This window comes from Metasolibacillus sp. (genome assembly GCF_025291715.1).
Taxonomy (GTDB): domain Bacteria; phylum Bacillota; class Bacilli; order Bacillales_A; family Planococcaceae; genus Metasolibacillus; species Metasolibacillus louembei.
In genome coordinates, this window is sequence record NZ_JAMBIZ010000004.1 from 22359 (window position 1) to 44731 (window position 22373).

At 38.2% G+C, this 22373-nt stretch carries 10 protein-coding genes and 1 pseudogene; 1 reads left to right on the forward strand and 10 read right to left on the reverse strand.

Translation table 11 applies throughout. The features are described 5' to 3' along the window. Positions 1-122 precede the first annotated feature (122 nt). The 5 genes and pseudogenes from M3Z76_RS04125 to M3Z76_RS04145 form a co-directional block, all read right to left on the reverse strand. Complete coding sequence (locus tag M3Z76_RS04125; protein ID WP_293926935.1) at positions 123-2873, reverse strand: S-layer homology domain-containing protein; 2751 nt, start codon at positions 2871-2873, stop codon at positions 123-125. 198 nt (positions 2874-3071) lie between these two features. After that, positions 3072-4550: an O-antigen ligase family protein gene (locus M3Z76_RS04130; protein ID WP_293926938.1), complete on the reverse strand. Its 1479-nt coding sequence runs from the start codon at positions 4548-4550 to the stop codon at positions 3072-3074. Positions 4551-4906: 356 nt separating this feature from the next. Continuing rightward, the gene (locus tag M3Z76_RS04135; RefSeq protein WP_293926940.1) at positions 4907-5764 is read right to left on the reverse strand and encodes a transglutaminase family protein; all 858 of its coding nucleotides are present in this window, start codon (positions 5762-5764) and stop codon (positions 4907-4909) included. Positions 5765-5831: 67 nt separating this feature from the next. Then, on the reverse strand, positions 5832-6779 hold the full coding sequence (locus M3Z76_RS04140; protein ID WP_293926943.1) for an alpha-E domain-containing protein: 948 nt from the start codon (positions 6777-6779) through the stop codon (positions 5832-5834). After that, positions 6772-8222: pseudogene (locus M3Z76_RS04145) on the reverse strand (circularly permuted type 2 ATP-grasp protein). Before M3Z76_RS04145 ends, M3Z76_RS04140 begins: the two are co-directional and overlap by 8 nt. Before the next feature lie 188 nt (positions 8223-8410). On the opposite strand from M3Z76_RS04145, the gene M3Z76_RS04150 reads away from it, so the two are divergent. Then, entirely contained in the window at positions 8411-10414 is a 2004-nt protein-coding gene (locus M3Z76_RS04150; protein ID WP_293926946.1) for an S-layer homology domain-containing protein, read from the forward strand. 656 nt (positions 10415-11070) lie between these two features. Here the strand turns inward: M3Z76_RS04150 and M3Z76_RS04155 are convergent. The 5 genes from M3Z76_RS04155 to M3Z76_RS04175 form a co-directional block, all read right to left on the reverse strand. Beyond that, the gene (locus M3Z76_RS04155) at positions 11071-13059 is read right to left on the reverse strand and encodes an N-acetylmuramoyl-L-alanine amidase (RefSeq protein WP_293921613.1); all 1989 of its coding nucleotides are present in this window, start codon (positions 13057-13059) and stop codon (positions 11071-11073) included. 229 nt (positions 13060-13288) lie between these two features. After that, entirely contained in the window at positions 13289-14206 is a 918-nt protein-coding gene (locus M3Z76_RS04160) for a C40 family peptidase (protein ID WP_293921611.1), read from the reverse strand. 253 nt (positions 14207-14459) lie between these two features. Next, positions 14460-15509: a CAP and S-layer homology domain-containing protein gene (locus tag M3Z76_RS04165; RefSeq protein WP_293921608.1), complete on the reverse strand. Its 1050-nt coding sequence runs from the start codon at positions 15507-15509 to the stop codon at positions 14460-14462. A 101-nt stretch (positions 15510-15610) separates the two neighbouring features. Beyond that, on the reverse strand, positions 15611-19612 hold the full coding sequence (locus M3Z76_RS04170; RefSeq protein WP_293921606.1) for a hypothetical protein: 4002 nt from the start codon (positions 19610-19612) through the stop codon (positions 15611-15613). Between the two features lie 236 nt (positions 19613-19848). Further along, complete coding sequence (locus tag M3Z76_RS04175) at positions 19849-22254, reverse strand: S-layer homology domain-containing protein (RefSeq protein ID WP_293921604.1); 2406 nt, start codon at positions 22252-22254, stop codon at positions 19849-19851. Positions 22255-22373: the final 119 nt, after the last annotated feature.

Genomic DNA, 22373 nt, shown 5'->3' on the forward strand with positions numbered 1-22373 from the left:
TAAGGTAAATTAATGGCTTTTTCAATTGGCTATCAATTATTTTTATATTGCATGTTTCAATTAAGCAAGAAAGGCTACCCGCAAAGCAGCAATAGCCTACTTTGCGAGTAACCTTCAATTTTTTATTTTGTTATTGTTCGATATAGGAACAAGCTAAAATGAACGCGTGACACTTCCACACCTGGCTTAAATGTATTATCCTCATAGCCTGTTGTAATCTTATTCGATGCCAATGTATGCACATAGTCATAAGACCAATGCTGCGGATTTACATCTTTGAATTTTGTTGTCGTTGTCCCTTTTAAATTATAAGCAACAACTAAAATTTTAGCCATTTGCGCACGTGTTAGCTTGGCATTTGGATCGAATGTAGTTTGACCCGTTCCATTCATTATACCGGCATTGACAATTGCTGCAATTTCCTTATAGTAAGGGTGGCTTGTCGCTACATCTTTAAAGCCGGGATTTGATACCGACTTCGTATCTAAGCCTAATGCACGTGTCAATAACACAGCAGCATGTGCACGTGTTAATGCTTGCTCTGGCTTAAATGAGCCATCACCATAGCCGTTAATTAAGCCGTTTTCCACTAAATATTGAATCTCTTTTTTATAGTTATGCTTCACACTAATATCTGTGAACGGTGCTTCTTCATAGTTTGATGAATAAATCGCTTGTAGCTTATCAAAGTATATTGTACCTGCTTTTTGCTTCGCTACAGTTGGCTGTGCAATATAAATCGATTCTAATGAAATTGGCTTCGGTACATCTTTCGGGATGCTTGCCTCAACATATTTCCAGCCTGTCCATGTTTGGCCATTTTCCTCTGTGAAGTCAATTGTATGCTTACCGCCTGCGATGTCACGAATTTGACCGCGTAGCCATGTGCCATTGCCATCACCATATACCCAGACACCAAGCTTAATTGGCTCTGCTGGTAATTGAATTAATGAATTTAAACGTAAATAAGCTGCTGCTGTTCCTTCTTGGTTACCAGTCATATCGTACGTTAATTTCATTGAATAGCTGCCTTGCTTACCGATTGTTTTTGCGTTTTCTAACGTCGCCTTCGCTGTTGTTAACGCTGTTTCTACACGCCATTCACCAGACTTCTCAAAGTTTGAAATCGCAAATACTTGTTGGTTAAATGATTGTTTTACATCAATTTCTTGCGTCACTGTTTTTGTGCCAAGCTTCGCATTAATCGCTACTTTGCCAAGCTTACCATTCGATTGGAATAAGCCTGTTGGTGAAATTGTACCATACGCACTATCAACAGACCACTCGATTTGCGATGGAGAATAAATTAAATTCTCATTGTTTTGTCCTGTTGCTGTCGCCTTTAATTGCAAGGATGCGCCAGGATCAATCGTTGTTGCAGGCGCAGAGATTTTTAAGCTTGTTGGTGCATCTAAAACATTAAATGTCATTGTTTGTGTTGCGCCACCATTTGTTACTGTTACACGCTCACTGCCTGCACTCACACCTGTAAAGCTAAGACCATTTACTGAAACATGACCATTTTGTGCTGTCACCGTAAAATTGCTTGCATTCACTGGTAGTGGATTGTAGTGCTCATCTAACACATATTCAGGTGTTAGCTTAACGCTTGCCCCTACTAATAAAGAGCCTACTTGGTCACGTGTTACCTTCATCGTTGCAGCAGTACCAGTTGTGCCAGTGCTAACTGCCTGTAAAATGCCTGATACGCGACGCTGTGAGCCGCCAGATGGAGCGTTTGCTAATACAACTGTGTTGCTACCATATTTACGAATACCCATCGCTGTCGAACCACCACCATCAAGATTAATGGCACGGTCCACCCCTAGCTGTACTAAATAATTGGCAAACTGCGTTAGCGTCATCCCTTTACTAGAGCCTTGGCGCCCATCTACTGTAATTAAATGAACGGTCTTTTTATCTTTACTAATCGCAACCGCTGTACGTGGTGCTATTTCTTTTGCACGCGAGCTATTCGCATCCATCGTTAAATTGACTTTGCCATCCATAACAAGTAATGGACCACTTGCCATCATAAATTGGGCATCCATCCAACGATCATCAATCGTGAAGGATACAGAAATATCATCGCCCACTTTAATGTCTCGGAATTTATCGCCCCATTTTGAACCGTTAAATGATAAAACAAAGCCGTTACGTGGAATTTTGGCCTTCTTTTCATCGCCATAGCCACGAATTGCAGTTACTTTTCCTGTCATTGTTTGACCAAAGCGAGTAGCACCAATTGTATTGCCTGTTTCCACGATAAACTCCATACCTTTACTACCATTTGGCGTTTGTGAGCTATGATGCTGTGGTGTATAAACGACCGCTTGATCTGTACCACGATTAACGTTTAAGCCGCTTACTTTAATATTTTCACCTTTATAGTTTACAACGATATTGCTATTGTAATAAGCAATTTCGCCATTGCCATCTGCTGTAATACCGAATGCAATTGGCTGATTTACATAATTTGAGCTTGATGAAGAAATAACACTCGGTGTAATAATCGCATTATTTTGCGATAATAAATAAAGAGGGTACCCGTCTCCCATATTGAAGAAGTTTGAGTTAATCGCACCAACTACGCGATTTCCTTCCTTAGAATTACGATTTGCTTGATCTGTTGTCGTCATTACCGAGTTAATCGGTGATGGTAAACCGACCGTTAATTTTGTATACGGATTTGATAAATCAACTTGCAAATGATTTACTTTTGACTGCGTATATGTATAATTCGAATATTTCACTCCTTGTGACACAGGATAAGAATCATTTGTCGTTTGGAATGCGTATCCGCTCGTTGCTCCCCCTAATACAATTGAAAACATCAACATTGCACTTAGTAGCCCTAAATATATGCGTTTCATTTTTCTGCTTCAATGAAAATCGAAGCACGTCACTTCCTCTCTTTTTATAAGTTTTCTACTCTATTACATTAACAAATTTTTCAATAATATTCTATTACAAACATATGACAGTATGATGACCAACGTTTTGCTTGCATAAAATAAAAGTAGCTGTCCTCAAAGTGATACACTAGGTCACTTTAAGAACAGCCCCTATTGTTATTCTCCGTCCTCGTTTAACTCAAGCATTGGATATAAATGACGGTTGCTTGCGAAAATGGCAAAGATCATAAAGAAGAACATCGTATACACTTTCAGCTCCCAAATATTATAGAAGAAGCCACAAACACCTGTTGCAAACCATAGCGCAAACATATACTGTCCGAATGCAGCGCTACGCTCCTTCCAGAACATCCAAACCATTAGCAATAGAAAACCTGCAAATAATAGCACACCAACTGCTCCTGTTTCAGCAATGACTTGAATGTATTGATTATCTGAATAGAAGTTTTTACCACCATAAATATCTGAACGAATATTATATTTCTCATATATTGGTGAATCATAGCTTAATGTTGCGGAACCACCGAACGTACCGAAGCCTGCTCCAGCAATTGGATAGTCCTTCAACACTTCAAAGCCTTTTTTAATATAGAACACACGACCACTTTCGTTCATTAATGCTAAGTTATCTTCATTAATTGTTTCAGCAAAGCGGTTGCTAATCCCACCGCCGATATCATCGGGAGCAACACTATTCTCTACACCAATGCTTTGTAAATATTGCACACCGAAGTTTGTCGGTAAATAAATAACTATAATTGCTAACACAGTTGTGATGACAATGTTTTTCAGCATTTTCCAATTGCGTGCAAGCAGCATAAAGAATATAACAAATGTAATAGAAGCAATCCATGCACCACGCGATAATGTCAGTAATAACATACCCGTAAATGCTACCTGCGATAGGAAGAATACATATTTATATTGTCCATCCTTGTAGACAAAGCGTAAAAAGACAGTCGCACAAATCGCAAAGAACATGACTAATGCCAGCGAGTTTGGATTATTTAATAAACCATAAATACGCACAAAATTTGTCGATGACAATACTTTTTGTGTCCACACTTCAGGCATCCATAGCATACGCATTGATAGCTTTTCCACAATTCCTTGGACAAATAGAATAATTCCTGAGAACAAAGTAATCCATGCTAATTTTACAAAGAAGTTGGCTGGTAATTTACTGCGGCTCAATACATAATACAGTAAATACATAATTAAAAATGTGCGCACTTGGAATACGATAGCACCTAAGCTAACACCATTAATATAGCCAATGATGGCACCTAAAATTAAAAATAGGAAAAATGCTATTTCAAACTTCTTAAAATAGAAAAATGCTTTGAAGTTTTTAATATTCACTAGTAGCAATCGAGCAAGTACAACAAATGTAATTAAATCTCCAATTAATTTCATTCCTGGGTTCAATTCAATAAAGAATGACCTAAAAATAACATATGGGATTAAAATAACTAAGCTTTGAAATGGCTTGAAGAAAGCAAATAACGCAAAAAATACTGCTGTACTAATTAATGCAATTTTGGAAGGGATAATCGTCGCTGCAATTAACACGGCAATTGCCAACGCTATTTCAAGCCACTCCTGCTTCCCAATCTTCACTGATACATCTTTCATTATAGATATGAACCCTCTCTTTCATTTTCTTTCCTGATTAATAAAACGTGCCTTCTATGTATATAGTTGCAATAACTAGCGATTATAATATAAGACGTTTTTAAGTATAATATGGTTACATGTCTATTACAACTGCTGATAGTGTTTTTTGAGGGAATTATCCATTACGTCTGGGCGTTTGGACTAACATGATGTTGGTCACTCATTCGTTGCCACAAGGATGTGGCGTATTTAGACTGAATCAGGGAAGACAAAATATAGCATTCCTCTCACCATCTATAGATGTGGAATTTTCTGCTGGATCAAGATAAAAGGACTATCTGAAAAGTATAAACTTCCTCAGACAGCCCTCATTTTTATAAATGCTCTATTTTTTTAACGTCTACCTTTACTTCAAGCGTATGTGCACCACCTTGATAAACACCTTCAACAGGGCTAACATCACGGTAATCGCGACCAACTGAAAGAATGACATGATTATCCAAGACCTCTACATTATTTGTTGGATCTAACCCAATCCAGCCAATGCCAGGCACCATAATCTCTACCCATGCATGTGTTGCTGTATCACCAATCAGATCGTCCCCTTCTCCTACATATAAATAGCCGCTAATATAGCGTGCAGGAATGCCACATTGACGTAAAAAGCCTAGCATAATATGTGTATAATCCTGACAAACACCTGCCTTTAGCTCAAATGCCTCTTTTGCTGTTGTGCTCACAATTGTTGCTGCTGGATCATAGCGAATAACGCTATGCAAATAGGTCATAACATGGCAGGCAAGCTCTAATGGATTGTCATTTTTGCCATCAATCGCTAACATAATTTCCTGTACTTGTGCAGGTGTTAATGTCGTGAGCTCTGCTGTTGTTAAAAAAGGCAAATAGTGATTTCTGAAAAGCTGTGAAGTAAAAATGTTGCGCATTTCATTTGAATAGTTAATTTGGTAAATATAAGGCGCTTTTTGCACACTCACTGTAGAAGTAGCTGTAATAATAAGCTCCTTATGCGGTCCGGCAATATAAAAGCTGCCAACATTATTTTGCCAAATATCAATATATTCCTTTATCATCGATTGTGGTGCCATATTTAAATCGTATGATAAAACGCGTTGACATTCACCAGATCTCGGCTTTAAACGGATTGTATTTAGCGATTGCTCAACTTCACTATCATAGCGAAAAATATTTGTGTGTGTAATCTGGTATTTCATTGGTTTGCTCCCTTTTGCATCGCTCGCTCGTTGACCTCTTATTTGGAAGAACTTCTACTAAGGCAAGTTAAACAACTAAAATAGGTGGTGTTAAATAATAAGCCTGCGCCATGATTGGACCAAAGTTCGTACAGCTTTGGCGAATATTGTTTACCCACTGCTTCTTCTCTTCAATTGTGAGCGTTGTCGCATCTACATTTGTTAAAGCAATTAGCTCGTCTAACGTACGATACATATTTTCTACATTGTGATTTGTTAATCCTTGCTCTATATCATACACTGTATGTTTAATTTTATGTAGTCCATATGCAACAGAGCGTGAGCATTTCGCATCGCTAATTAAAAAATTCAGAATGCTATCTATCGTTAAAACACTCGAACGATATGCATATTCATCTACTGTATTCGTATAACGAAGGCTTAGACGTAGAGCACGGTCCGCCTCTAAATGATCCGCAATTTCTAATAAACGATGTAAAATTAGCGCTGTTTTTTCTGAGCGCTCTAGCCATTTACCGTTTTTCAAAAATTGATAACCGACATCTCGTGTCATTAAGGAATCAATCGCTCCTGTTGACGTTAACGCAGTTTTGCGAATATGTGTTAAAAAATCTGTTGTATTTAATACAGAAATTTCATTTGAATATGCGCCATCTTGAATATCTAAATATAGGCTATTCCATTCCTCCCATAGCTCGTTCGGAATGCGATCACGCGTATGCCGTGCATTTGTCCGTATACTGTTAACCGTTGACATAAGCGAGTTTAAGTTGTTAGCATCATATACTAAATAACGCACCATTTCCTCCAATACACCAACCTTATAATGTGCCTCATATTCCTCAATATATCCACAAATCGTTAATACGGCTCGCCACTCTTTTTCATATGCTGCATCTTTATGACTGAGCTCAAGCATTTGCTCCAGTTGTGAAAATAAAATATGCGCATTTGTTTGCGTACGCTCTGCATAACGCCCAATCCAGTATAATGAATCTGCTACACGACTAAGCATGTGCATTCCCTCCCTTTACAATCCATGTGTCCTTACCACCGCCACCTTGCGAGGAATTGACAACTAACGAGCCCTCCTTCAAGGCAACACGTGATAAGCCACCAGGTAATACATATGTTTCATCACCGCTCATCACAAAAACACGTAAGTCAACATGACATGGATAAAAGCGGCCTTCTTGAAATGCTGGTGCACGTGATAGCTTAATCGTTGGCTGTGCAATATATTGATGCGGTGCTTCGAGAATTTTTTCACGGAAAACCTGGCGTTCCTCCTCTGTAGCATGCGGTCCAATTAGCATATCGTAACCACCAGATGCTCCTACATTTTTTACTACGAGCTCATCCAAACGCTCTAGTACCCACGCTCTTGTCTCTTCCTCCTCTAATAAATACGTATGCACATTATTAATGATTGGCTCCTCCTGTAAATAAAAGCGAATCATCTCTGGCACGTATTGATACATCGCCTTATCATCTGCCACACCATTGCCTCCAGCATTTAAAATGGCGACATTGCCTTTTTTATAAGCATCTAAAAGATTCGCAACACCAAGCATTGAATCCTCTCTAAAATGCACAGGGTCCAAGAAATCATCATCGATACGACGATAAATAATATCTACACGTTTTAAGCCTAAAATCGTTTTTAAATAGACGATATCGTCCTTCACCACAAGGTCGCGTCCCTCAACCAGCGGAATATTTAAGCTTTTCGCTAAAAAGACATGGTCATAATAAGCTGAATTGTAAATACCCGCTGTCAAGAGCACTGCATGCACCTCTTCATCTATAGGTAAATTTGCTGGGCGATGTGCTAACAAAGCCTTTCGCATATAAACGAGCTGCCCCTCTAGCTGCTCAATTGAATAATCACCGAAAAATTCAGGATAAATATTGCGCATCACATAGCGGTTTTGGTAAACATAGCTCATGCCAGAAGGGTTGCGTAAATTATCTTCCAATACGCAATAATTGCCATGCTCATCACGAATCAAATCAATGCCCGCAAGAAAAATATGGTTTTGTAATGGCACTGTCGTACCGATTACTTGTTTATAGTAATATGGATTATTGTCAATTAATGCTTTCGGTACAATGCCTGCCTCCACAATTTTCTGTTCATGATAAACATCATGCAAAAAAAGATTCAGTGCCTTCACCCGTTGTTTCATACCTCGTTCAATCATCTTCCATGTTTTCTCTGGGATGATAATTGGTACAAAATCAAAGGGCATCGTACGCTCTGTACCCCCTTCTGCTCCATAAACTGTAAAGGTGATCCCTTTTCTTAAAAAGCTAGATTGTGCAGCTTGGTGCTTATCTTGAAGCTGTTGCATAGAAAACGCTTGAATTGCTCATAAAATGTTTGATAGTGCGCTTTTGGCTTACTACCCTCTAGCATTTCATCGTAAAACATACTAGAATCATATAATTTCACCATTCAGATCGCCTCCTAATTAAATCAATAAAGTATAGATATATTCGACATTTTCTTAAAAAAAACCTCCTAAATACCTAAATTTTCAGACTATTATTTTTGAGGTTACAATATCATTACAAACCTAGTATCTTCTATTCATCTCTTAAAAATACTGTTAAACTATTATAGATTGAAAGGAGGATCTTTTTATGATCAAAAAAATAACAACCTTTGTCATCACCATAATTTTAATGCTTACGGTGGTCATGCCATCTTCATCTTATGCGAACGATATTCAAGGACATCAGATGGTAAATGAGCTGACACATTGGGCAAATTTAGGTGTCATTCTGCCTGATAGCAAAGGTAACTATCAGCCTAATCGCGCTGTAACACGCGGCGAATTTGCTGCCTATATTACACGTGCTTTTAACTTACCTGCATCGGACAAGTATCAATTTTCAGATTTAAAAGTCGGTGATCCTTTAACATTTGAAATTCAAGCAGCTGCGGGCTCAGGTATTTTAGGGGGCTATCCTGACGGAACATTCCGACCGAATGAAAAAATTACGCGCCAGCATATGGCGGCCATGCTTTATAAGGCTTTACGTTATTTAAATGTTCCAGCACAATCTGCGCCATTAACATTTGCGGATAATAAAAAGATTAGTAAACAATTCCATGAAGCTGTCTCTACGTCTGTTTATTACAATATTATTCGTGGCTCTCATGAGAAAAAAGGCGTGTTCTTTAACCCACAAGGCTCTGCAACAATCGCACATGCTGCGGCATTTTTATATCGTACAAACGTTGTCGCACAGCAATATGCGCAACAAGAGCCAGAAAACAATACACCACAGCCTACGCCACCACCTGTGGAAACGAACAACAACTATTATGTAGGTACAGTTTCTGGTATAACGGTAACAAAGCAGCCAACTGTTTATACTACATATGAACAAGCAGAAGCCGCTTACCAATCAACGAGCGGTGTTAATGTACTGTTCCAAGGTAATAAAATCATTAAAATGAACTCAGGTATCGCCTCAGCTGCTGATGTTGCAGCAAATACAGTAACGATTTATGGCAATCAGGATTTCACTAATGCCTTAACATATGTTGTTGAAGGCTCTGAGCTAAAATATTACGGTAGCAATAATAAGTATGCAATTGTACAAGCTGGTGATACAAAAGGCTATGCAAAAATGAATGAAATTACGCTAACACCTACTTCCCTTATTAAAGGGCGCGACTATTACTATGTTGCAAACGGCATGCTTTCTCATAAGCTCTATAATCATATTACACAAGCTTTCATTGGTGAATATGTAATGGGCGAGGCACCAAGCTTTATGGCAGCAGGCGTTCATTATTATGGAACAGATGGTGTACATTTCTACAATGCGAATAATCAGCTTGTAGGCAAGCATTATCAATATTTCCAATTTGCCTCATTACGCCAACCGACGAATTATACGGCAGAAGAGCTTGATTATATCATTCAAAAAATTCTTGAGGAACGTCGCCCAGTAGCATCACGCTATGCTAATATTTTAACGGAATCTCGTTTACTCGGATTAGGTCAATTTTTAAAAACAGTAGAACAAGAGCATCATGTCAATGCATTGTTTATTTTAGCAACAGCTATCCATGAAAGTGATTATGGTATAAGTACTAATGCGCTTCAAAAAAATAATATTTTCGGCATCCGCGTTTTCGATGCTAATGAAGCTGCTGGTTCAACTTATGCATCTGCCAATGACAGCATTCTTGCTTTCGTTAATCAATATGTCAATAAAAACTATGCCCCTCAAGCAGGTGGCTATGCAAAAGGCGCTGTACCTGGCAATAAAACGACAGGGATGAACGTCCATTACGCATCAGATCCATACTGGGGCAGCAAAATTGCAGGCCATATGTATCGTCTAGACAACCGCTTCGGTCGCAAAGACTTTAAGCAAGGTCGCCTAGCTATGGTGCTAAATAATGGCGAGTCAGTAAACGCACGTATGGAACCGTCCACTTCCTCACCAATCGCTTTCATCTACAAAGCGAAAACAACAGGTGAAACAGGCTTATTCGGTTACCCTGTAGCAATTGTAGAAGAAACAATGGGTAGCGATGGCTACATCTGGTACAAAGTGTACTCAGATAACAACCCACCCGCTGACTTTGCTTGGATTCGCTCAGACTTAGTAAAGCCATTACAATAAGTTAAAAACAGGCTATCGAGTAAAGATATTATCTTTCCCGACAGCCTGTTTTTTGATTTATTTGTGGGGGGCTATTGGCGGATTTCTTTGATTTATTGGCGCTTTTTCAATTTTATTTGCGACTTCTCTGATTTATTTGCGGATTTCTCGTTTTATTTGCGACTTCTCTGATTTATTTGCGAGTTGCCCAGTTTATTTGCGACTTCTCTGATTTATTTGCGGGTTTCTCATTTTTATTTGCGACTTCTCTGATTTATTTGCGAGTTGCCCAGTTTATTTGCGACTTCTCTGATTTATTTGCGGGTTTCTCATTTTATTTGCGACTTCTCGGATATATTTGCGCTTTTCTCATTTTATTTGCGGCTTCTTGGATATATTTGCGCTTTTCTCATTTTATTTGCGACTTCTCAGATATATTTGCGCTTTTCCCATTTTATTTGCGACTTCTCGGATATATTTGCGTTTTTCCCATTTTATTTGCGACTTCTCAGATATATTTGCGCTTTTCCCATTTTATTTGCGACTTCTCGGATATATTTGCGCTTTTCCCATTTTATTTGCGACTTCGCCAGATATATTTTCGACTTGCTCAATTTATTGGCGTTGCGCCTTCTCAAAAAAAGAAAAGACTACTAGAAATCTAGTAGCCTCTCCATTTATTTACTATAGTACTCTACAATTCCATCGTAGATTGCTTGAGCGAAAATTTCTGCGTATTTGTCGCTTGTTAGCTTATTGCGGTCTTCTTCATTTGATAGGAAGCCTAGCTCTACTAATATAGCAGGCACAACAAGACCTTTTACTACATAGTAATCGACGCGTTTTACACCACGATTATTCATGTTTGCTTGCTTAACAATTTGACTATTGATTGCTGTCGCTAAAGCGAAGTCTTCTTTTTCATTATCATTAGATGTTACACTGTAGTATGTTTCTGTGCCTTTAGCAGATGAACCAGCAGAGTTTACATGAATGCTGACGAAGATTTCTCCATAGTTATTTTTCGTGAAATCTACACGATCCTGTAATGATGGGTACGTATCGCCTGTGCGTGTCATTTTTACGATAGCACCACTTGCCTCAAGCTTTTTCTTCACTAAGTTTGATACTTTCAATGTGATTTCTTTTTCTTGCGCTGCTTTACCGTGTGTTGTGCCAGGATCTTTACCACCATGCCCTGGATCAATCACGATAATGCGATCAGCTATTTTGGAGCCTGTTTGATTAATAAGACGTAAGTAAGTTTTATGCACATAGCCTGTTACACCATTATGTGTAACATTTGCCCAGTTGCCTGAGATGGAATGCACTTCTACAAGCGTCCCACGATTCATTTTCCCTAATGAAGCAGAAGAGCCTGATGCCGATTGACGAATATGCAAGCCATCCACTGTTACGCTACCAATCGTTTTCGTATTCAATGTTGGTGGCGTCTCGGGTTGTATAGGCTGTTCTGGTTCCGGCTCCGGTTCTACAACTACTGGTGGTTGTTCTTCTCCCGAACCATTATCAGAGCCTTCTTGCCCACCGTTGTTATCCTTTGGTGGCTCCACAACAATATCCTTTGTTTGTGAAATACGGACATAGCCTGGAATACCATTTTGCTCTGTTAAATACCAGTTGCCTGTCGTTCCATATACTTTAATTGTTGCGTCATCTGTGAATTTTGCCATTGATTGACTATTCACATCACGCGTTTTATAAAGAGCGACTTCCCCAACTGCCTTCACTTCTTTGTTTACTTTACTTAATGCTTGACCATCTGCTGCTATAAGCTGCGCATAATCTTTATAAACATAAGCATAGCGCCCCTCATAGGCAATTTTTAGCCATCCATTTGCACTCACTTCATACAAATAAAGCGTTGTACCTGTGTTTACTTTACCTAAAACATTTGAATTGTTTGCTGAGCTAGCAGAAGAACGTATATTTAAATTATCTGTCGTTGCACGTACTTGTCCAATTGCATCTTCAGCACTTGGCATCGTAACTCCTTTGACAGGTAAATCTAAACGATATTTTTCGTTTTTAGCACGAGCAATAAATGAGGCGAACTGTGAACGCTTCACAACCTCTGTTGCATTATACTTTGTACCTGTTGTATCACCTTTTGTGATTCCACTATAATAAATCGCTGCAATATATTTATAATAAGCATGTGTTGGCTTAATATCTGTAAATGGCACTGTTAGCTTGCCAAATTCCTCTGCATCTAATTTGAAAGCACTAACAAGTACTTTACTCATTTCATCACGTGTTAGTGGTACATTTGGGCCAAACTTCCCTTGAGAGTATGCTGAGAAGTAGCCTAATTCGATGGCACGCTCAACGTAGCCAGATAGCTCCGTTCCTACTTGAACGTCAGAAAAAGATGATTTTTGAACAACTAGCGGCTTATTTCCTGTAGCCTCTACCACCATTTTCGCAACTTGTCCACGCGTTACTGGTGCGTTTGGCTTAAAGATAGTTTTGCCATTCTCCGTGTATCCTTTAATTACCCCTAAATCTACTAAGTAATTAATTTCTTCATACGATCCATGTGAAGTAGAAACATCGGCGAATCGCGCATTGGCATATACATTATGTATATTAAACATTGACATTATAACGACAATTAACATCAGGCTGACTTTTTTGAAAGACAATGCCTCTTTTCCTCCCTTCTACTTTACCAATTTTAATTGTAACAAAAATTTTCCTTTTGCGAAATCTAGTTTTCGACTTTCTTCCATCTTTTTTGTGAAAACCTCGTATCGCTATCTCATTTGACTTAGGAACATCGCAAAAAGTTACAAACTTTATTAGGGCTCCTTCTAAATCATGAAAAAATGAGCCGTCTAACAAATTATCGAAGACGGCCCAGTGTATCCTATTTTATTGCTGCTGTGCTCTGTTAATAAATGCCTCAAGATGTGTTAATGTAACATAATCATTTACAGCAAATGTGCCGTCACCTTTACCAACAGTAATACCTGTTGAAGCCAATGTTGCGATATACTCACTTGACCAGTGTGATGCAGGTACGTCTTTAAAGTTTGGTGCATCGCCTTCTTGCTGTAAATCAAATGCAACAACTAAAATTTTAGCTAGCTGTGCACGAGTGATAGGTGATGCAGGATTAAATTTTCCATGTTCATCTCCAGAGAAAACGCCAATTTTATTCAATGCTGTCGCAGCACCAGCATATTTTGCTGATGGCTTCACATCTGCAAATGGTGAGCTTGTATCAGATGTATCAAGATTTAATGCCTTTGCTAATTGAATGGCTACTTCACCGCGTGAAGCATATACTGAAAAATCAATTTGTGCATTTTTTACTTCTGCTTTTGCTAGTTCAGCAGTTGAAAAGCTTTTGACACGCTTTGCACCGATATAACGACTTGCCCAGTATGATGCATGGATGCTTGTCACGCTCACACCTTGATTCGTTTGTGAATGGATGAATTTTTGATCACCGATGTAAATCCCTACATGTGATACACCTGCGCCAGATGTATTGAAAAATAATAAATCGCCTGCTTGTAAATTACTTTTGGCAACTGCTTGACCTTGGCCATATTGTGCACCAGATGTACGCGGTAGTGAAATACCTAAATCACTAAATACTTGGCGTGTAAAGCCTGAGCAATCGAAGCCGCGTGTTGTTGTACCTCCGTATATGTATGGTGTTCCGATATATTTATAAGCCGATGACGTTAACTGATCTACTGATGCTGCTTCTGCCTCATGTGAATTTGCTCCTGCAAAAATCATAAATGCAGCAAATACAGGTAATAAAACTCGTTTCTTCAAAATGTTTTGTTCTCCTCTCAAATTTCCCTTGGCTGTAAGCCCAATTAAAAGACTACCATAGAAAAGCCCGCTATAACTTTTCACTTGTGTAACAGTTTAGAAAATAGCAAAAAAGCGCGAAATGACAGCGTTGAAGCTGTATTTCTGCGCTTTTTATCTAATTTTATCGTAATATACGTGGCGACTCCGTAACTACATTGTAATATTACACACCACTTTTTTACATACCCGCTTTTTATAAAAGCAAAACATTTTATTTACTGGAAAAAAGCTGTACCCAATAATATTGTCCATCTTTTGTACATTTAATGCCAATTCCAATATGTGTATAGCTCGCTTTTAAAATGTTTTCACGATGCTTAGTAGAGACCATCCATGCATCTGTCACTGCTTGTGCGCTATTAAAGTTTCGAGCAATATTTTCACCAAAGCTTGTATATGCATAATCAAATAACTCTGCCATATCCCATGGTGCGCCATAACGTGGCGATTGATGCTCAAAATAATTGTGTTGAATCATATCTTGTGCTTTAATAACTGCTAATTGTGTTAATTGCGGATCATATGTTAAAGGCTTCAAGCCATGTTGTTGACGTTGCTGATTTGTCATCGCAATCGCTTCTTTGGCAAAATCACCTTTATCACTTATTGTCTGTATATAGCCTTTGCCAAGATAATCATAGACGACTTCATGACGTGCTACCTTCTGTTGAAAGGCCATTCCCCTTGCTATAAATGCTGCTAAATGAGCACGTGTTACATAGGCTGTTGGCTCAAATTTACTTGCCGTTTTTCCTGTAACAATTTCAATATCTGCTAATGATTCAATATAGTTTTTTGCCCAATAGTTTTTAGGCAAATCTTTAAATGCTGCTTTATTGTACGCATCTGTTGTAATATGAAAGGCAAGCGCAATCATTTTGGCAAGATGTGCTCGCTGAAGTGGCTCATCTGGCTGAAAAAGCTCATTGTTTTGAATAATTCCTAGTTGTGCAAGCTTGCGAATTTCTGCATAGTGCGTATGTGTTGGTGGTACATCAGTTGCTTGTAAAAGAAAATCTTTGGCAGGCGCACCACCTATTGCCCGCGCAATAACTACAGCAGCTTCTTCCCTCGTAACTAACTCGTTTGGTCGAAATGTATTATCTTCAAAGCCTTCCATATATCCCGCATCTACTAATTGCATAATGGCAGGTGTCGCCCAATAAGCATTTGGTAAATCTTTAAAATGCACAGCTGCGTATGCAGGTGTTTGCCAAATACATGCAAGTGCTAACATCACGACAATCAATTTTTCTTTCATTAATGACACCCCAATACTAGGAATGAAGCCGTCTGCAAAGACAATTTCGTATAAAGGCTGTCTGAAAAGATATTACCTTTTCAAGACAGCCTCATTCCATTTTATAAACCTAATTCTAATTCATAACGTGTTAAAAATGTATAGTTTGTTACTAACATTTTTTCCTCTGGTGCTAATTTATCATAAGCCTTGCGTGCCGATTTCACTTTCGACTCGAAGCTGCGTACCGTTGGATCAATTTGATCAATCGTATTCATTACTTTTTGTGCATTTTTAATGCTTTTCTCAGCATTTTTTAAAATATCATAGTTATGCACTTGTTTTTTCAATGCAGAAGGTAACGCTTTATATAAATCTAGCGCTTTTTCAACATCTGCAAAATATGTGCTGGAGCTTGAAGATAGTCCTGCGATTGTATTAATAACGTTTTCTACACCTTCGACATTTGTAATTGCTTCTTGTAGTTTGTAGTAATTCGTTACACGCATTTTCTCTTCTGCCGATAGTTTACCATATGCTGTTTGGGCTGCTTGTAAATTCCCAAAATAATATTTATCCGATGGATTTAGCTTTTGAATTAATTCATATACATGAATAATGCTCGCTAAATCTGTGTAATCAGACATATTGGCAACGAATGACTGCTGCTCGCTATTCAATTTTGCTAACGCTTTTTGAATGCTTGTTACTTGCTTTGCCATATCATTGCGTGGGTTCGATAAGCCATCGATTAATTGCATGACAACCTCAACCGGCTTAATATATTTTTCTTCTTCTTTTAAATCATTAATTAAAGTAACACCCTTTTTATTTGCAGAGCTTAATGCATTATAGGCTTCTCGTGCTGCTTTGACATTGGCAACATATTCTTTCGGATTGCTGCCTTTAATTGCACGAATCATCTCATCAACGCGCGCACCACCTTGCACATTCAGCTCCTGCTCTAATAAACGGGCATAATTCGAAATTTGTGCTTGCTGACCAGCTGATAATGCATTGTAAGCAGCACGTGTTTTCGTTACATCCTCAACAAATGTTTTGCTTGATTCTTTAATAAGTGAAATTTGCTCCATCACTTTGAAGATTGGTGCTAATTCTGTCACTAAGCGTTGCTCATTTGTCACAAGTGCACGATCTGCAAAGCTTAATTTCTCATGTGCTTTCAAGGCAGATTTATACTGTGAAATAAATTTTGTTGCATTTGATGGATCAAGTGCTGCAATATCTTCCGTTAGCTTTAATACAGGCTTAACCGCTTTTTCACGCGTTGTTAAGTCTTTAATATTGCTTACCATGCGCTGTTCATCTTTTGATAGTCCATCATACGCTTGACGCGCATCGATTAGCTTTTGGATATAATCTGTCGCTGTTGGTATTGCGGCACGAATTAACGCCTCTACATCTTCAACAGATGCCTTCATTGCGTCACCATCTGTTAGTAAGCTAGCATTCACAACTTTCTTTTGATTATCCTCAGATAGTTCTGCATATTTCTTTTTTGCCTCGTCTAGCTTTGCTAAATAATCCTTGCTTGATGTTTTTAATTCAGCTATCAGTCCGATTACTCGTGCTGCTTCAATAACAGGCGACAAATCACTACTATAATTAGTTACATATTTTTGTTGAGCTTCCGTTAATTTATCATAAGCCTTTTTTGCCGCATCTACTTTTTTCGCATAGTTTTTCGCATCGGCTAGTGTAGCTTGCGGTAAATTAGTGATCAGTTTAATGACTTTGCTTGCTTTTTTATAATCTTTCTCAATTGCTTGGAAATCTTTATAGTTTGTTACAAGATTTTTTTGTTTTACTTTTTTATAAAGATTCTTAATCTCAGTAATGGTTTCGCCAACTTTAGTTTTATCTGTCAGTGCTTGTAGTTTTGCAATTTCCTCAACAACTTGCTTCGCAGCATCTAGATTATCTTTTGCTGTTTCCAGTTTGGAGTAATATTTATCTTTTAGCATATCAAGCATTGGCTTATAGGCATCGGCAGTAAATTGAGCTTCAAGATTTTCATAATCCGTTTTCAGCTTCGCTACCTGCTCCTCATAAGTGGACTCCTTAGGCTTTAATGCATTCACACCTAGCATAAAGTCAGCAACAGGCTTGAGCGCTGTTAGCTCATCCTGATTATATACATAACTCTTGTTATCGCCTAAGCTGTCATAAGATTTTTGAACAGCTTGTATACGGCTTAATAAAGACGTCTTATTGTAATAAGATGTTAACGCTTCAATATCCTTTGTCACTTTTAATACAGCAGTATATTGCTTTTCTAAAGCAACTAATGCGCTGTAATTATGAACTAGTTTTTTCGCATTAGCTGATGTAGCTAGCTTGTCATCATAAAGCTTTCTTGCCTCATTTAATTTCGATAATAAAATGGCTGGATCTGCACCTGTTAAACCTTCAATTGCTGCTACGATACCTTTAGCTCGTGAAATATCATCCTCAGCTGTTTGTAATCTTGTATTAGCTGCATTTAATGTATTTGTTAACAATGTTTGCAGCTCATTTGATAATGAGCTACTATCAATGCTTCTAGCTGCAGTATAGGCTGCTCTTGCTTCTGTTACCATTGTTTCATATTGCGTAACTTCCTCTTTTGTTGATTTAGGCAACTTCAATGTAACAACTTTTTCGATAACATCTTTAAATTGCTCAAGCTGTGTTAATGTGGCAATATTCGTTACATGCTTCTGACCTTCATCACTTAGTTTCTCGTACGAGGCGTGCGCTGCATTTAATCTCGATAAAAAAGTTGAATCTAAAGATGGCTTCAATCCATCAATCATTTTCATTACAGCTGCTGCACTTTTATTATTCTGTTGGAAGCTTTGTAAATCATCATAAATATCAGTCGGCACTAGCTTTCTCTGTGTTGTTGATAGGTTATTGTAGCTTTCAGTTGCTTTTTGTAATGTTGTTGCGTCATCAATAGTCAGTTCGCTAATTAACTGGATTACATCATCTGCTGCCTTTACATCATTAATAGCATCTACAAGCTTGTGATGATTAAAAACGCGAGGGGTATATGCTGAATCGATGTCTGCATAATCATCCTCAAGCTTTTTTAATGTCGTTACACCATTTTCCTCTTTGCGATAATTTTCCACTTTTAAGCTATCGATTGCTTCAACTAAATGATAGACCTTTTCTAATTGTGCAATAATGGCTGGATTGCCCTCAAGTAAATGCTCAAATTCTGTGCTAATGATCTTTAGAGCATTTTCTAAATCCTTCATTTTTGAGCGAAGCGAGCTAACAGAAGTGTAGTTTGTAGTTAAAATAGTTGTATAAAGCTGGTCCGCTTTTCCTACAGCTATCATTACATCCTCAGCCTTTTTAAACACTTCATATGCTGTTAAGTCAGTTTCTACTGGATATGCAGCAACAATTTTTTGCTGATTAGCATTTAAAGCTTTATAGGCAGTTTGAGCTTCCCCAATAACCGTTTTATACGTATCTTTCGTAAGGCTTTGAAGATTTGATATATGTGTCTCAATAAATTCTTTTGGTCGAATTATCTCTTGTTCTAACGTTTCTAATGTTTTGTAGTTAGTTACTGTTTTATTCACTACGACAATGTTTTCAGACTCGTTATTATGAATATATTGTAGTTGCCCTTTAATCTCCTCATTTGGATTCACATTTAAAGCGTCTCTAAATTCTTCTTGTATCGTAGCTAAATCTTCTATTACCTCATCATAATCTGCTCTTACATTTGGTACAGAGGCAAGTAAAGTAGGCGATGTTACAGTTAGTTGATTAATCGCTGCTTTGATGCCATTTAATTTTTGAACTAACGCCGCATGTGCCTCAATATAATCAAGCTTTGCTTCAAGTAAATCTAAGTCAGCATCCCCTATAATCGCTTTTTGTTCCTCTGTAAAATTATCAAATGCTACTCTCGCCTGATTCACAGCATTGATAATGGACTCTTCGTGTAGTGGTTTAAATGGTGTTAATAATATATCTCGCTCCGATACATTCGCTACCACATTAAATGGCTGAATGATAGGTGCTTGCTCGTTTGCATTAGCTAATGTGGCAGGGGCAAGTAACAGACTCGCTAGTATTCCTACACGCACTTTATTGTTCATTTAGTTCATCCTTTCGTGCATAAGTCGACTTACGCTATTTATCGGCAAAATGTACAGTTTTTGAAGCAAAAAATGGGGATTTTACCGTTGCTTGATAGTTATTCTACGTTTTCGAGGATTTATTCCATTTTTTTTGGATTTTATTCCACGTTTTCATAGATTTATTCCACGTTTTCTGGAGTTTATTCTACGTTCCAAAGAAAAAGCTTTCAGGTATACACCCGAAAGCTTCTATTTTATAATGCGTCTGTGTGCAATGGACCTTCTGGTAAATAGTGCAGCATGCCAATTGCTTCAAGACCGTTTTTAATTTTCATTGTGTAGCCTAGCTGATTAGCTGATAAATACCCCGCTTTTGAGGCAATCATTTCCTCAAGAACAGGCAATTTTGACGTATCGATATCTTTCCATAGACGATATGATTGGATTAAATCCTCTAATGTCAAATGCTGATAGTCTGTACCTGCAAATTGCCCCTCTTTATTTACACGATACCAAATATCACCGTTCGGACGAATCCATTTATTTTTCTCGATTGCTAATGCCGTTTGAATTGCTGTTGCTGTTTCAAGGTATTTAGCATCACCAAATTCATTATAAGCCATCAATAAAATGTTCATACCACCAAGCAAATGGTTCATCGACGTATGTGTTGTAACATTTTGCTTAAGTGGGAAGTAGTCTGGAATGTAATAGGCATCTTTAGTGACGCGAATAACATTATTATTTGTTCTTTGTGAAACGATTAAATCTGCATAGTTTTTTAATGGTGTACGATAGTTTGGAATTTCAAATTCCGCACCTGAATTGTAGTAGAACAATGCGATTTGCTCATTAAAGCGCGTATCAATAAATGGTGCATGAATACCATATAGCCCTTTTAAATACGTACTCGTTACTTCCGTTTCCCAATATGTCTTATTGCCTTTAAATTTTTGTAGGCTGACAAAGGAATTTTTCACTAAGTTAGCAAAATAACGGTCACCTTGCTCTTTAAATAGCACAAGTGCGCGATCTTCCTTTACTAACAGTAAATTGCGTCCAAAGCCTTGATAGTTTTTCGGCATTGGCTCTGTCGTTGTAGCCATTTTGTTAAATGGACCTTCCGCAGTATACCAATTGTTACGCTTTTTATAGTTCGCAGCCGTTTCCACCATCCAGCTATTCATATTCTCATCGTTGTTAAATAAACGTTCATTTGAATCCATATACCATGTATCTACAATATCCTGACCAGTTGACGCTAGTGTGTAAAATGACAATAAATCTGTTCCTAACCATGTGTATGACAACGCTTCGTACTCTGCACGTAAATCACGCATATAGCTCGTACCGCCATTATCATATTTTTGCGTTAGCTGCTTAGAACGATAGGCTTGTCCTACCATGCGATCACCAGCAAGCTTTTCATTCGACATAAAACGCATTAGCCCTGTCGGATAGCTTGATGAATCGTAGCCAAACACATCATTGACATTTTTAGAAATTGGGAAACGATCATAGCGGTAAAGGCGGAAATTCGTCACATTCGCTTGCTTTTGGAATAAATCCACACTTACCTTAGCATCGCTTGTGTTTGTTAATGTAGAAAAGACAAACTCATCACCATTTGTTAGGCGACGCACTGTCACTTTTAGTGTCGCATGTGAGCCAATTTTATATGTGTAAATTGTATCTGTTGCTACACCGAAATTTTCTGTTTTCGTTCCTGCTAATTTAATCGATGACTCTGAGCGCACAAATAGCGGCGTATCGCCTTGTGTGACTTGCACAAAATTCGCCTCTTTGCGGAACAATGTAAATTTCGACTGCTGTGCTGTCTCAATCGTGTAGTCTTTTGGTGTAATTTCATTATTCATGACAAGTGCACGATGAATCATCACCGCAAATGTCACACGGTTAACAACCGCATGTGGATCATAGCTTCCATCCTCACGCCCTGTGGTAATGCCATGCTGCGCTAGAATTTTCACATTTTCGCGATGCTCTGGGCTAATTTTATCCCAATCCTTAAATGTAATCGCTTCACCTGTGTCCTTTAAATGAAAGGCATTTACTAAGGCTGAAGCCATCATTTCACGTGTCAATGGGTCAGCAACACCAAAAGTGCCATCTTTCTTCCCTTTAAAAATCCCTGCTTTATATGTAGAAAATACACCAGCTGCAAAGCTCGATTTTTGACTTACATCTTTAAAAATCGGCTGATACGGTGCCTCTGGTAACTGTAGCGCGCCTTTCAAAAGACTTGTCGATTGCCCAACTGAAATCGTTAAGGCTGGACGAAACTCACCATCTGGATAACCGTTAATTGCGCCAATTTCCACGAGCTGCATTACTTCATTTTTCGCCCAAAAGCTGTTTGGGATATCCGCTAACTTTTGAGAAACTGTCACATACGCTGTTTCTGGTGTCGTTATCTCCTGTTTGACAGGTACTACTTCTTCAGATGGCTTTTTCTCAGTTTGTTCCGCTGTGTCCACCTGCTTTTCTTGCGTTACTTGTTCAGCTGTTGGTACTTGTTCTTCTACTGTTCCTACAACTGGTTCATTACTTTCCTGCTTCTCTGCTGCATAAATTGCTGCTGGCATCAGCGATGAGCTAACAAGCAATAGCACAAGTAATGCTGTTAGTAATTTCTTCATGTTGCGATAACTCCTTCTCTGACATGCTTAACTTATTTTTCACTTCAACTTTTTTATTATACATGAATTGCATCATGAAAATTAGAAAAGATGGTGCAGCAAGCTACACCATCTTTTAT

What these genes read in the sequence shown, in the direction of transcription:
- M3Z76_RS04125 (WP_293926935.1), bottom strand. Translation starts at nt 2,873, where the DNA reads ATGAAACGCATATATTTAGGGCTACTAAGTGCAATGTTGATGTTTTCA.
- M3Z76_RS04130 (WP_293926938.1), bottom strand. Translation starts at nt 4,550, where the DNA reads ATGAAAGATGTATCAGTGAAGATTGGGAAGCAGGAGTGGCTTGAAATA.
- M3Z76_RS04135 (WP_293926940.1), bottom strand. Translation starts at nt 5,764, where the DNA reads ATGAAATACCAGATTACACACACAAATATTTTTCGCTATGATAGTGAA.
- M3Z76_RS04140 (WP_293926943.1), bottom strand. Translation starts at nt 6,779, where the DNA reads ATGCTTAGTCGTGTAGCAGATTCATTATACTGGATTGGGCGTTATGCA.
- M3Z76_RS04150 (WP_293926946.1), top strand. Translation starts at nt 8,411, where the DNA reads ATGATCAAAAAAATAACAACCTTTGTCATCACCATAATTTTAATGCTT.
- M3Z76_RS04165 (WP_293921608.1), bottom strand. Translation starts at nt 15,509, where the DNA reads ATGAAAGAAAAATTGATTGTCGTGATGTTAGCACTTGCATGTATTTGG.
- M3Z76_RS04170 (WP_293921606.1), bottom strand. Translation starts at nt 19,612, where the DNA reads ATGAACAATAAAGTGCGTGTAGGAATACTAGCGAGTCTGTTACTTGCC.
- M3Z76_RS04175 (WP_293921604.1), bottom strand. Translation starts at nt 22,254, where the DNA reads ATGAAGAAATTACTAACAGCATTACTTGTGCTATTGCTTGTTAGCTCA.